The organism is Nonomuraea sp. NPDC049152 (genome assembly GCF_040648355.1).
Lineage (GTDB): Bacteria > Actinomycetota > Actinomycetes > Streptosporangiales > Streptosporangiaceae > Nonomuraea.
Genome location: NZ_JBEZDO010000016.1, coordinates 121864 through 135003 on the forward strand (window position 1 = coordinate 121864; position 13140 = coordinate 135003).

Annotated in this window: 11 protein-coding genes and 1 pseudogene; 1 reads left to right on the forward strand and 11 read right to left on the reverse strand. The window is 70.3% G+C overall.

The annotated features are described in order from the left end of the window. Window positions 1-66: 66 nt before the first annotated feature. From AB0B45_RS27590 to AB0B45_RS27620, 7 genes and pseudogenes are all read right to left on the reverse strand, one after another. Complete coding sequence (locus tag AB0B45_RS27590) at window positions 67-609, reverse strand: DUF6461 domain-containing protein (RefSeq protein WP_358136024.1); 543 nt, start codon at window positions 607-609, stop codon at window positions 67-69. A 57-nt stretch (window positions 610-666) separates the two neighbouring features. Continuing rightward, window positions 667-1596 carry a hypothetical protein gene (locus AB0B45_RS27595; RefSeq protein WP_358136027.1) on the reverse strand — a complete coding sequence of 310 codons (930 nt, stop codon included), beginning with the start codon at window positions 1594-1596 and terminating at the stop codon, window positions 667-669. 34 nt (window positions 1597-1630) lie between these two features. Further along, window positions 1631-1750 (reverse strand): annotated as a pseudogene (locus AB0B45_RS27600) (LuxR C-terminal-related transcriptional regulator); the annotation flags it as partial. Window positions 1751-1976: 226 nt separating this feature from the next. Next, on the reverse strand, window positions 1977-3734 hold the full coding sequence (locus AB0B45_RS27605; RefSeq protein ID WP_358136030.1) for an ABC transporter ATP-binding protein: 1758 nt from the start codon (window positions 3732-3734) through the stop codon (window positions 1977-1979). A 1-nt stretch (window position 3735) separates the two neighbouring features. Further along, window positions 3736-5373, reverse strand: a complete 1638-nt coding sequence (locus AB0B45_RS27610) for an ABC transporter ATP-binding protein (RefSeq protein ID WP_358136033.1) — start codon at window positions 5371-5373, stop codon at window positions 3736-3738. Window positions 5374-5493: 120 nt separating this feature from the next. After that, window positions 5494-6564, reverse strand: a complete 1071-nt coding sequence (locus AB0B45_RS27615) for an amidohydrolase family protein (RefSeq protein WP_358136036.1) — start codon at window positions 6562-6564, stop codon at window positions 5494-5496. Between the two features lie 93 nt (window positions 6565-6657). Beyond that, window positions 6658-7026: a nuclear transport factor 2 family protein gene (locus AB0B45_RS27620; protein ID WP_358136038.1), complete on the reverse strand. Its 369-nt coding sequence runs from the start codon at window positions 7024-7026 to the stop codon at window positions 6658-6660. A 118-nt stretch (window positions 7027-7144) separates the two neighbouring features. On the opposite strand from AB0B45_RS27620, the gene AB0B45_RS27625 reads away from it, so the two are divergent. After that, a complete protein-coding gene (locus AB0B45_RS27625) occupies window positions 7145-8863 on the forward strand; it encodes a histidine kinase (protein ID WP_358136041.1) in 1719 nt (572 codons plus the stop codon). 2 nt (window positions 8864-8865) lie between these two features. On the opposite strand, the gene AB0B45_RS27630 is transcribed toward AB0B45_RS27625, so the two are convergent. The 4 genes from AB0B45_RS27630 to AB0B45_RS27645 all read right to left on the reverse strand — a co-directional run bounded on the left by AB0B45_RS27630 (window position 8866) and on the right by AB0B45_RS27645 (window position 13024). Continuing rightward, the gene (locus AB0B45_RS27630) at window positions 8866-9471 is read right to left on the reverse strand and encodes a response regulator transcription factor (RefSeq protein WP_358136042.1); all 606 of its coding nucleotides are present in this window, start codon (window positions 9469-9471) and stop codon (window positions 8866-8868) included. Between the two features lie 126 nt (window positions 9472-9597). Continuing rightward, window positions 9598-10338, reverse strand: a complete 741-nt coding sequence (locus AB0B45_RS27635; protein WP_358136045.1) for a succinate dehydrogenase/fumarate reductase iron-sulfur subunit — start codon at window positions 10336-10338, stop codon at window positions 9598-9600. After that, window positions 10335-12257 (reverse strand): fumarate reductase/succinate dehydrogenase flavoprotein subunit, encoded by a 1923-nt coding sequence (locus AB0B45_RS27640; RefSeq protein WP_358136047.1) that lies wholly within the window; start codon window positions 12255-12257, stop codon window positions 10335-10337. Before AB0B45_RS27640 ends, AB0B45_RS27635 begins: the two co-directional genes overlap by 4 nt. Next, the gene (locus AB0B45_RS27645) at window positions 12254-13024 is read right to left on the reverse strand and encodes a succinate dehydrogenase cytochrome b subunit (protein WP_358136049.1); all 771 of its coding nucleotides are present in this window, start codon (window positions 13022-13024) and stop codon (window positions 12254-12256) included. Before AB0B45_RS27645 ends, AB0B45_RS27640 begins: the two co-directional genes overlap by 4 nt. Between the last annotated feature and the right edge of the window lie 116 nt (window positions 13025-13140).

A 13140-nucleotide genomic window follows, 5' to 3' on the forward strand; every position in this document is an offset into this window, starting at 1 on the left:
GCGCTGAAGCCTTCGGCACTCCCGCGCGTGGGGGTCCGGCCCGCCCGCCGCGGAGCGGACGCGCCGTCAGTAGTGCTCCAGCACGCCCCTGACGCTCTGCTCGCCCTCCGGGATCTCCTCCCCGACACTGAGCCCCGTGAGCCGCTGCGCCAGCGCCAGCGCCCGATGGACGCCCGCGTCCGCCCCGTCCTCGCCGTCCGCGTCGATCAGCCCGAGCTCCGTCATCAGCGGCAGGAACCGCCCGGGGTCGGCGCCCGCCCGCGACTCGGCGGGGAACTGGGGGTCGAACGAGAGGATCTCCACCCCGTCCTCCCAGTACACGAACACCTGGTCGTGGTTGACGTTGCGGAACACCGCCGCCGTCACCGTGCCCGCCGACAGGGGTCGCTGCACCGTGTCGAGCGTGCCCGCGAACCCGTTGTCCTCCACCAGCAGCGTCCCGCCTTCGACGGGCTCGGCGGTGATGAGGCCCTCGACGAAGTCGTCCTCGTCCCACTCCTCCTCGTCGTACGGCTGCGCGCCCGTCCTCCTCAACGCCTCCTCGGGCGCGAGGTCACGGACGAAGGTGAAGCAGAAACTGTCATGCGCACCGTCAAACCAGTCGTGCACCGGATCTCCTCAGCCGGGGGAAAGGTGATCGAATCCTGCCAGAACCCACCGACAACATCAGGAACCTTCATAAAGCCCGTCCAGGCCGACCAACCGCACGTCAGCGCGCCCCCGAGCGATCTCCTCCAGTTGTGGCGTGAACCCCGCCGCACTGAACAGCAGAAGTCTCGTCTCGGGCGTGGCTCGCTCATCCCTGGCCAGCAGCAGTCCTCGAGCGCGCTCCAGACGCTCGAGGTGTGCTCGCCCGACCACGTCCCCGCTCTTCGCCTCACCGATCGAGGTGATCATCTCCCTCCCGTCGTCGGCGCGAGCGAACGCCACCACGTCGAGCTCGTGCCCCGTCCTGTTGGCGGGGTCGGGCAGCACTCCCGACGCCACCCGAGCGACCCTTCCGCCGACCGTCTCAGGGGCCGCATGCCAGCGAGTCCAGAGGCGGGCGAGGTGCTCGACCTGCGGCCCCAGCACCTTGCTGCGGAAGGCCGCCTGTGACCGGCCCCAGACCTGCGCGGCCAGCCCCGGCCGTTCCAGATCGGTCCATTCCGGCCTCATGATCGCGTGGTAGAAGTTCAGGATCGGTTCGGTGATGCGATAAGCCGACCGTTTGCCGTGGAAGGCGTCGGGCTCTCTGCAGATCATGCCGATGTCTTCGAGCACGACGAGCGCGTGTCCGAGATCCGTCGACTTCCTCCCGAGATAGTTGGCTATCCCGCCCCGCGTGTGATTGCCGGCGGCGATCGCCGACAGGACGCCGTGGTAGAGCGCGGTGTCGCGGAGTTCGGGCTCCTCGGCCAGCAGGAACCTGCCTTCGCGGAACAGCGGTCGCCCGGGGTTGAGCACATTGCGGATCACCCATGGGCCGAAGTCCTCTCGGTTCCGCGGCGCGTCTCCGAGCGTGAACTCGCGCCGGTAGGCGGGCGTTCCGCCGACCACGGCGTGGACGAGCAGAGCAAGTGCGGGGTCGGCGATCTCCCAGAAACGCCTGGCCATCCGGTAGTCGAGGGTTTATAGATACAGCTATCATTCAAAGCCCGAGGTCGGTGTCGTGGACGAGGATGGCGGCCTGGACCCTGTTGGCGAGGCCGAGCTTGGCGAGCACCCTGCTGACGTGGGCCTTCACCGTCGCCTCCGTCAGGTGGAGTTCGCATGTCCGACACCAGGGTGAAGGCGGCGGTGAACCTGGACGGCACGTTCGCCCCCGTGGTGGCGGAGCTGGACAAGCCGGTGCTGATGGTCGGCAACGCCGGGCAGCGCCGTCAAGGTCCCGCGCCTACGTCGCGGCCTTTCTCGACGAGCACCTCAGAGGCGAGGACGGGCCGCTGTTCGACGGCCCGTCCAAGGCCTACCCCGAGGTGCTGTTCTGGAAGTGATCAGCGGGCGGTCGGCGCGGGCGCGCCGTGCCAGCTGGCCCAGAGGGCGGCGTAGGAGCCGCCCTCCGCGACCAGCTCGTCGTGTGAGCCCAGCTCGCTGATGCGCCCGTCCTCCACGACGGCCACCCGGTCGGCGTCGTGCGCCGTGTAGAGCCGGTGCGCGATCGCGATCACCGTGCGCCCGTCGAGGACGGCCGCGAGCGACCGCTCCAGGTTCCGCGCGGCGCGCGGGTCGATCAGCGACGTCGCCTCGTCCAGCACCAGCGTGTGCGGGTCGGCCAGCACCAGCCTCGCCAGCGCGAGCTGCTGGGCGTGCGCGGGCGAGATCGCCGTGCCACCGGAGCCGACCATCGTGTCGAGCCCCTCGGGCAGCGACTCGACCCACTCCATCGCGTCGACCGCCACCAGCGCGCCCAGCACCTCGTCGGCGGACGCCGTGGGCCTGGCGATCAGCAGGTTGTCGCGCAGCGTGCCGCGGAAGACGTGGTGCTCCTGGGTCACCAGCGCGACGTGCCCCCGCAGGTCGTCGAGCGGCAGGTCGACCAGCGGCACGCCGCCGACCGTGACCTCGCCCGTGCGCGGGCCGTGGATGCCTGCCAGCAGCCTGCCGAGTGTCGACTTGCCCGCTCCCGAGGGACCGACCATGGCCAGCCGCTCGCCGGGCCGCAGCGACAGCGAGACGCCGTGCAGGACGTCGTGCCCCTCGCGGTAGGAGTACCTGACGTCGGTGGCCACCAGGTGCTCGCCGCGCGGGGCTTCGGCGCCCGCCGTACGGTCGTCGGGCACGTTGGCCACGCCGAGCAGGCGTGCCATCGCGGCCCCGCCGACCTGCAGCTCGTCGATCCACATCAGGAACCTGTCGAGCGGGTCGATGAGCTGCTGCGCGTACAGGACGGCCGAGGTGACCTGGGCGATCGTCACCCAGTCGTTGATGTAGAACATCCCGCCGACCAGCAGCGCGGCTACCACGGGGATCACGTAGCCCAGCTCGACGGCGGGGAACCACACCGTGCGCAGGCCCAGCGTGTAGCGCTCGGCCGCCCACGAGCGCGAGATGTCGCCGTCGGTGCGGGCGTGCCGCCTGTCCTGCAGGCCGAGCGCCTCGACCGTGCGCGCGCCCTCGACCGTCTCGGCCAGGCCCTCCGTCATGTCCGCGTAGGCGGCGTTCTCCCGCAGGTAGCCGTCGCGCGCCCGGTTGAGATACCACCGGGTGGAGATCCAGATGATGGGTACGGCCAGCAGCATCGGCAGCATGAGCAGCGGGCTGACCAGCAGCATCGCCCCGACGGTGATCGCCCCCGTGACGAGCGCGATCAGCGTCTCCGGCACCGCGTGGCGCACGGTCCTCGACAGCGAGTCGACGTCGCGCGAGGTCCGCGTGATCAGGTCGCCGGAACCGGCCCGCTCGACCGTGGACAGCGGCAGCGCCAGCACCCGCTCGACGAACTCCTCCCTGAGCTCGGCGAGCACCTTCTCACCCAGCCTGGAGGAGGCCAGTACGGCGAAGCGGATCAGCACCGACTGGAGCACCAGGAACGTTCCGATGCCGACGGCCACCAGGACGCCGTTGACGTCCCCGCCCTCCTGCACGTCCTGCACCAGCCGGCCGAGCTGCCACGGTACGGCGAGCCCCGCAACCGCGGCCAAGGCGTGCAGCGCGAGGGCGAAGGTGAGCTCACGCGGGTACTTCAACGTCAGCCGCCTGGCGTAGGCGCGCACCTGCGCCTGGTCGGCGACGGGCAGAATCTCCCGAGCCATTTCAGTCCTCCTCTCTCGTCACGGTCGCCGTGTAGGCGGGCTCGGTGGCGAGCAGCTCGCGGTGCGTGCCCTCGGCGCGCACCCTGCCGCCCTCCACGTAGATCACGTGCTCGGTGCGGTCCAGCACCAACGGGCTGGTCGTGCAGACCAGCGTCGTCCTTCCCGCGCGCGCCTTGGCCAGCCGGTCGGCGATGCGGGCCTCGCTGTGCGCGTCGACCGCGCTGGTCGGCTCGACCAGGATGAGCACCTCGGGGTCGGCGACCAGCGCCCTCGCCAGGCGCAGGCGCTGCTGCTGACCGCCGGAGAACTCCCGCCCGGCCTCCGCGACGTCGGCGTCGAGGCCCTCAGGGAGCGCCTCCACGATGTCCTCGGCGCACGCGGTGTGCAGCGCCCGCCGTACGGCCTCCGGTGAGGCGTCGCCGCGGACGTCGAGCTCGTCGCGGAGCCTGCCCGCGAACAGCCTGGCGTTGTTGTCGGCGACCACCACCCTGGCGCGGACCTCGCGCAGCGGGAGCGAGCCGAGGTCGGTGCCGCCGAAGGACACCTCGCCGTCGGTGTAGCGGCCGAGGCGGTCGGCGATCTCGATGGCGTCCTCCGGTGTGCCGGCCGCGATGGCGGTCAGCACGCCCGGCCGGACCGAGACGCCGCTCTTGACGTCGTGCAGCAGGCCGCCCTGCGAGGACTCGGCGCCGCCGGACACCTCCGGCTCGATCGCCAGGATCCTGACGACCCTGCGGGCGGCGACGTGGCCCTTGGTGAGCTTGTCGGCGGCCTCGGTGAGCGTGCGCATCGGGCCGATCAGGAAGACCGCGTAGACGTAGAACTCGACCAGCTGGCCCGTCCTGATCTGCCCGCCGATGGCGAAGGAGGCGCCGATCCCGGTGACGACCGCGATCAGCAGTCCCGGCAGCAGGATCTGCGCGCCCTCCAGCATCGACTCGACACGCGCCACGCGCACGCCCGCGTGCCGTACCCGCTGCGACTCCTCGCGGTAGCGCTCGGCGAAGACCTGCTCGCCGCCGATGCCGCGCAGCACGCGCAGGCCCGCGACGATGTCGGCGGCCCTGGTGGACAGCTCGCCCTGGAGCTCCCTGTGCGCCTGCTGCCGCTTGTGCAGCGGTTTGAGCAGCGGTCCGACGGCGATCGCCATCAGCGGCACACCGATGAGCACCAGCAGCCCGAGCTCCAGCGACGTGGAGATCATGATCACGGTCACCGTGACGATCGCCACGACCGAGCCCGTGCCGCGCAGCAGGATGTCCATCGAGTTGCCGATGTGGGCGATGTCGGAGTTGCCGACGCTCACCACCTCGCCGGTCGACAGGCGCTTGGGCAGCGTCGCGCCCAGCCTGGTCGCCTGCCTGGTCGTCACCTGGACGGTGCGGTAGGCGGCGGCCAGCCAGTTGTAGACGGCGAGCCTGTGACGCATGATGCCCGCGTAGGCCTGCACGAGCCCCAGCCCGAACAGCACGGCCGACCAGGTCACCAGCGCGCTGGAGTCCTTGCCCTGGACCGCGTCGATGCCCCTGCCGAGCACGTTCGGCATGAGCGCCTGGGCGAACCACCACAGCGTGGCGAACCCGATGCCCACGGCAAGGGCGCCCGCCTGGTTGCGCGCCGTCCAGAGGAGGTAGCGCATGGGCGTGCGAAAGTCAGGGGTGCCGGGATCGGCATGGGGTAGGGAGCGCATAGCCCGTCAAGATTGACAAAGTTCCAGCTGATCAGGCAAACGGTTTTCCCTCCCCACCAGCCTCAGGGGTCACTCCTCCGTGCCGGCCGCAGGCACCCGGGTGACGGTCCTGCGTCCTCGCAGCACGACGTGGAGGGGGTGCCGCAGGACCTCCGGCTCGGCGCGGGGATCGGCCGCGTAGACGACCAGATCGGCGAGCCCGCCCTCGGCCAGGCCAGGAAGGCCGAGCCACCGCCTGGCCGTCCAGCTCGCGGCGCCGATCGCGGCCCCGGCGGGCAGTCCCGCGCGGATCAGGCACGCCACCTCCTCCGCGACGTTGCCGAACGGGGCGGAGTCGGTGCCCGCCAGCACCGTCACCCCCGCCTCGTGGGCGTCACGCGCCCGCAGGACCATCGCCTCGTAGCCGCGCAGCCAGAGCTTGGAGCGCTCGGTGCCCCGGGCGCGGGCTCGCGGCGCCGACTGCGCGAAGGCGGTGAGCGTCGGCACGTAGGCCCCGCCGCCGGTAGCGAGCGCGGCGACGGCCTCCTCCGGCATGCCCATCCCGTGCTCGATCGAGTCGACCCCCGCGAGGGCGGCGTTGAGCGAGCCCGCCGCGGACTGGCAGTGGACCGCGACCCTGCCGCCCGCCTCGTGCACCGCGTGCGCCACGGCCTTCATGAGGTCGAGCGGCACGGGATCGGCCTCGAAGTCCCAGTCGCCCATGAACTTGCACCAGCCGTCGTTGGCGCGCGCCTGCTCGACGGCCGCGGCGGGCAGGTCGTCGACGACCGTGTGGAAGCCGGCGTGGCTGGACAGGCCCGACCAGGCGAGCCACGCCCCCGCCCGCACCATGCGCGGCAAGGCAGGGTCGGCACGTGACTCCTCCGGCACCGCGCCCGCCAGCCCGGGGAAGCGCACGGCCGTGACGCCCGCCGCCACATGGTCGGCGCACTCCCGGGCGAAGACGCCGGGGTCGAACCCGCCGTCGGCCGAGCCACCGGGATGGGTGTGGACGTCGACCAGCCCCGGCAGCATGAAGCCGCGATCGGTCACCGTCACCGACTCGCCCGAGGGCCGGTCGAAGGTCAGGCGGTCGCCGACCACCCACAGGTCACGCACGTCGCCTTCGGGCAGGATCGTCCCTCTGAAGTGCAGGTGCATGCCTGTTTCCTCCGATGTCATGATTCGGCAGCCGTCCGGCCATCCTGCCCGAGGGGACCGAGCACCGCTTCCCGATCCCCACGGGCAGATCCGTCAGGAGGCGGGGACCTTGTCGAGGAAGCCGTGGACCTGGGTGATGCGCCCGTCCTCATCCAGAACCGCCACGTCGAACCCGACCACCACGGGCTCGCCCGTGCCTGCGGGACCCGCGTTCCAGGTGAACCTGACGAGGTTGTGGTGCCCGTCCACGGGCCCGCCCGAGGTGAACACGAAGCCGGGGAACATGCCCTGCGCCGCGCCGATCACCGCACTGATCGCCTCGTGTCCCGTGACCGCGGCCAGCGGGTCGGTGTAGCCGCCGCCCTCGGTCCAGAGGTCCGCGACCAGCTTGGCACGCGCGTCGGCGTCGGTCTCGTTCCAGGCCGCCAGATACCGCTCGACGACCCCGGTGTAATCAGTCATGAAATATCCCCCTTTGGGCTAGTTTTTGGTACGGCTCAAGCATTCCGGGACGCCCGGGACGGTTGTAGTGCGCGGCGCGCGGGGTCGGGCTGCGATTCGCGGGGAAAGGACATGCGGAATGCACATGTCGCGCCTGATCGTGGTCGCCTGGCTGATCGTCTACTGGGTCGTCCTGATGTCGCGGAACCTGGCCATCGCCCCGACCGTGGCCCATGCCCTGGTGGTGGGTCCGCTTCTGGCCCTTCAGATCGTGATCTTCGAGATGACGGCCAGGGCGGCACGCCGGGGCTGGTGGTACGTGGCCGCGCAGGTGGGGCTCACCTACGGACCGCTGGCCTTCTTGTCCGGCATGTGGCACGTGGGAAACGGCTTCATCGTCGCCACGCTCCTGCTCGCCGTCCGCCACTGGGTCCGCTGGCCGCTGGCGATCGCCGCGGGCGTGCTCGCCGCCGCCGTCCACGCGTCGTTGTGGCCGGGCCTCACCGTGGCGGACGTGGTGTTCCCGTTCGTCGTGGCCATCAACACGGGCCTCGCCGGCTTCACGCTCGTGCACCTGTCCAGGCTGACGGACGAACTGCGCGCCACCCGCCACGAGCTCTCCCGGGAGACCCTCGCCCAGGAACGGCTGCGCGCCGCCGTACGGCTGCGCGGCGCGCTCGGGGACCACCTCTCCGCGATCACCGCCGCGCTGGAACGCGCCAGGGATCACGGCGAGGACGCCGCCCACCAGATCAGGGGCGCCGCCGACCTCGCCCGTGCCACGCTCGGCAAGGTGCGCGAGGTGGCCGTCGGCCACCGCGACACGCCCGTGCCCTCCCGTGAGCCGGCGCGGCCCATCCTGATGTACGGCGCGCTGGTGGTCACGCTCACCCTCCACATCTGGCAGACGCAGGCCAACCTCGGCCTCCACCGGCTCGGCTTCCTGCCCCTCCTGCTGGCCGTCGCCGTCCTGCAGTTCGGCATCGTGGCGTGGGGCCGACACGTCAGATGGATGCTGCCGCTGCAGGCCGTGCTGTCTCTGGCGCCGATGTACGTTCTGGGCTGGGAGTGGGGCGCGATAGCGGGTTTCGTCGGTGTCTCCTTCCTGCTCAGGGTCAGGCCGCCGTGGTCGTTCCTGCTCGCGGGGCTGGTCACGGTGGTCGTCGGCACGATGCGCATCCCCATCGAAGTAGCGGGCGGGTACGACATCCCCGTCGTGAGGATCTACTGGATCGCGGCCAACCTGGGCATGACCATCAGTCTCTACGGGGCGGCGAAGCTGGCCGACCTCGTTGCCGAGCTGTACGAGAGCAGGGAGCGGCTGGTCCGGATGACCGTGCTGACTGAAAGGCTGCGGCTCTCTCGCGACGTGCACGACCTCATGGGCTTCGGCCTGTCGGCGATCGCCCTCAAGTGCGACGTCCTGCTACGGACCGGCCACACCCGCGCCGACCTCGACGGCCTCATCGAGCTGACGAGGCGCGTCCGCGACGAGTCCAACGCCATGGCCCGGAGCTCCAGCGACCTGTCCTTTCCCGAGGAGCTGGAGGCGGCGCGAGCGGTGCTGGAGGCCGCGGGCATCGAGGTGGACCTCCAGGTGAGCGGCCACCCTCCGGCCGCGCTGGCGCCCGTGCTCAGGGAGTCGGTCACCAACCTGCTGCGGCACAGCGTCGCCATGCACGTCACGATCACCTGCACGCCCTCACGGCTGACCGTGGTCAACGACGGCGTCGGTCCCTCGGCGGAGAGCGGCGGCCTCGGCCTGGCCAACCTGCGCGAGCGCGTCACCTCGGCCGGCGGCCGCCTCGCCACCGAGCTGGCGGGCGGCCGCTTCACGATCTCCGCCGAGCTCGCGTGACGTCAGAGCCAGCCTGCGTCGGCGGCGATGCGGACCGCGTCGAGCCTGTTGCGCGCGTTCAGCTTGGTCACCGCCGACGCCAGGTAGTTGCGGACCGTCCCCTCGGACAGGTACAGGTCGGCGGCGATCCTCGCCGCGTCGGCGCCCGACCGTAGCAAGGCGAGGATCTCCGCCTCCCGCGGCGTCAGCGGGCTCTCGGGCGCTTCGAGCGCGGCCAGCGCCAGCCGCTGGTCCACCACGCGCTCACCCGCCCGCACCTTGCGAATCGCCTCGGCGAGCTGCTCGGGCGTGGTCTCCTTGGGCAGGAACCCGCCGACTCCCGCCGCCAGCGCGCGCTTCAGCTGGGCAGGCCTGGCGAGGGCGGTGAGGATCACGATCGCGCACATGGGATGCCGCTCGCGCAGCATCGCCGCCGCGGTGATCCCGTCGATTCCGGGGAGATCGATGTCGATCACGGCCACGTCCGGCAGGTGCTCCAGCGCGGCGGGGACGATCGCGTCACCTGTCTCGACGGTGGCCACGACCTCCATGTCCGCTTCGAACGTGAGCAACGTCGCCAGCGCCTCGAGGAGGATCCGCTGGTCCTCGGCCAACAGCACCCGGATCATTCGCCGCCAACCCCCACGTCTGCCGCCCCCATGGCGTCGCGTGCACAGCATGCCCTATCCGGCGGAGGGCCCGAAAACGCGGCGAGCCGCACCCCCGAAGGGGTACGGCTCACAGCGCGCGCGGACCTACTTGGAGTTGGCCTTCAGGAAGTCGCCGTTCATCCTCGCGATGGTGTCGAGCGGGATCCCCTTCGGGCAGACCGCCGTGCACTCGCCGGTGTTGGTGCATCCGCCGAAGCCCTCGGCGTCCATCTGGTCCACCATCGCCTTGGCGCGGGTGATGCGCTCGGGCTGGCCCTGCGGCAGCAGCGACAGGTGGGTGATCTTCGCAGCGGTGAACAGGGAGGCCGAGCCGTTCGGGCAGGCCGCCACGCACGCGCCGCAGCCGATGCAGGTGGCCGCGTCGAAGGCGTCGTCGGCGTCCTCCTTGCGCACGGGCAGGCTGTGCGCGTCGGGGGCCGAACCGGCAGGGACGGAGATGAAACCGCCCGCCTGGATGATGCGGTCGAACGCCGACCTGTCGACGACCAGGTCCTTCACCACGGGGAACGGCGCGGCGCGCCACGGCTCGATGGTGATGGTGGCGCCGTCCTCGAAGTGGCGCATGTGCAGCTGGCACGTGGTGGTGGCGCGCTGCTCGCCGTGCGCCACACCGTTGATCACCATGCCGCACATGCCGCAGATGCCCTCGCGGCAGTCGTGGTCGAAGGCGATCGGGTCGTCGCCCGAGAGGATCAGCTGCTCGTTGACGACGTCGAGCATCTCCAGGAAGGACATGTCCGGCGACACGTCCTTGGCCTGGTAGGTCACCATCCGCCCAGCGTCGTCGCGACCGCTCTGGCGCCAGACCTTGAGGGTCAGGTTCACTTGTAACTCCGCTGGCTCATCTTGACGTACTCGTACTCGAGCGGTTCCTTGTGCAGCACCGGCCCATCGGGGCCGGACTCCCACGCCGACACGTGCGCGAAGTTCTCGTCGTCGCGCAGCGCCTCACCGTCGGCGTCCTGCGACTCGGCGCGGAAGTGGCCGCCGCACGACTCGGTGCGGACCAGGGCGTCGAGGCACATGAGCTCGGCCAGGTCGAAGAAGTCGGCGACGCGCCCGGCCTTCTCCAGCACCTGGTTGAGCTCCTCGGCGGTGCCGGAGACCTTGACGTTGCGCCAGAACTCCTCGCGCAACGAGGGGATCAGCTCCAGGGCCTTGCGCAGCGACTCCTCGGTGCGCTCCATGCCGCAGTAGTCCCACATGATCTTGCCGAGCTCGCGGTGAAAGGAGTCGGGGGTGCGGGTGCCGTTGATCGACAGCAGCTTGTCGATCTTCGCGCGGACCTTGATCTCGGCCTCGGCGACGGCCTCCTCGTCGACCTCGCCGTAGGGACCGTTCGCCAGGTAGTCGCCGATGGTGGTCGGCAGGACGAAGTAGCCGTCGGCCAGGCCCTGCATCAGCGCGGAGGCGCCCAGCCTGTTGGCGCCGTGGTCGGAGAAGTTCGCCTCACCGATCACGAACAGGCCGGGGATCGTCGACTGCAGGTCGTAGTCCACCCACAGGCCGCCCATCGTGTAGTGGACGGCGGGGTAGATGCGCATCGGCGTGTCGTAGGGGTTCTCGCCGGTGATGCGCTCGTACATCTCGAAGAGGTTGCCGTACTTCTTCTCGACGGCGTCGCGCCCGAGGCGGTTGATCGCGTCGCGGAAGTCCAGGTAGACGCCGAGCCCGCCGGGACCGACGCCGCGACCCTCGTCGCAGACGTTCTTGGCGGCGCGGGAGGCGATGTCACGCGGCACCAGGTTGCCGAAGGCGGGGTAGATCCGCTCCAGGTAGTAGTCGCGCTCCCCCTCGGGGATGTCCCCTGGAGCCCGCGAGTCGCCCTTGGACAGCGGCACCCACACGCGGCCGTCGTTGCGCAGCGACTCCGACATGAGCGTCAGCTTCGACTGGTACTCGCCGGAGACCGGGATGCAGGTGGGGTGGATCTGCGTGTAGCAGGGGTTGGCGAAGTAGGCGCCCTTCTCGTGCGCCCGCCAGATCGCCGTGGTGTTGCAGCCCTTGGCGTTCGTCGACAGGTAGAAGACGTTGCCATAGCCGCCGGTGGCCAGCACGACCGCATCGGCCATGTGCCGCTCGATCTCGCCGGTGACCATGTCGCGGACGATGATGCCGCGCGCCCTGCCGTCGGAGACGATCAGCTCGAGCATCTCGTGCCTGGTGAACATCTCCACGGTGCCCGCCGCGACCTGCCGCTCCAGCGCCTGGTAGGCGCCGAGCAGGAGCTGCTGGCCCGTCTGACCGCGCGCGTAGAAGGTGCGGGAGACCTGCGCGCCGCCGAAGGAGCGGGTGTCGAGCAGCCCGCCGTACTCACGGGCGAACGGCACGCCCTGCGCGACGGCCTGGTCGATGATGTTCACCGACACCTGGGAGAGCCGGTAGACGTTCGACTCGCGGGCGCGGAAGTCGCCGCCCTTGACCGTGTCGTAGAACAGCCGGTAGATCGAGTCGCCGTCGCCGCGGTAGTTCTTCGCGGCGTTGATGCCGCCCTGGGCGGCGATGGAGTGCGCGCGCCTGGGCGAGTCCTGGTAGCAGAAGGACTTGACGTTGTAGCCGAGCTCGCCGAGCGTCGCCGCGGCCGAGCCGCCCGCCAGTCCGGTGCCGACCACGATGACGTTCAGCTTGCGCTTGTTGGCCGGGTTGACCAGCTTGGCGCTGAACTTCCGCTTCTCCCACCGCTCCTCGATCGGCCCGGAGGGAGCCTTGGTGTCCCTGATCTCGGGACCCTCGGTGTAATTCACTTCACCACTCCAGTCATGACGGCGAACGGCACCGCGAGGAACCCGATGACCAGCACGGCCGAGATCAGGGTGGCCACGGCGTTCAGCGTCCTGTAGCGGCTGCCGTTCGACCAGCCGAGCGTCTGGAACATGCTCCACAGGCCGTGGCGCAGGTGGAGACCCACCATCACGACGGCCACGACATAGAAGACGGTCACCCACCAGCGTCCGGGCTGGAAGCCGTCGATCAGCCGCTGGGAGGGATTGGAGTCGAAGCCCGCGGGGTTGACGACGCCGAAGGTCAGGTCGAGCAGGTGCCAGATGACGAACAGCGCGATCGTGATGCCGCCGAACCGCATGATGTGCGTGGTGTAGCCCTTGGCCTGCGACTTCTTGACCGCGTACTTCACCGGGCGGGCCTTGGCCGCGCGCCTGGCCAGCGAGATGGCCGCCCACATGTGCAGGACGACGCTGGCGAACAGGACGACCTCGGTGAGCGTCAGCACCGTGCGGTACGGCACGAGCGGCTCGCCCATGACCCGCAGGAAGTGCGCGTACTCGTCGAACGAGGCCTTGCTCAGGAAGATCTTGAGGTTGCCCGTCATGTGAAGCAGCAGGAACAGCACGAGGATGGCGCCGGTGACGGCCATCACGGCCTTCTTGCCGTTCGAGGAGCCCAGGAACCCGCCGGACTTCTTGGGCGTTGAAGGCTTGGCGGAGGGCTTGGGCGCCTTCGCTGGAGAGGTAACCGGCGCGGTGGCGGATCCGCGCTCAATCGTGGCTGTCACGTCTTCCGACGCTAATTACGCTGGCATTATCCGTCCAAGTCATCACAGGTCTGGTTTCGATAGCCAATGGCTATATCTCCGGCAGAGCGCGGCTTGGCACCCGCTGCCATGCGACA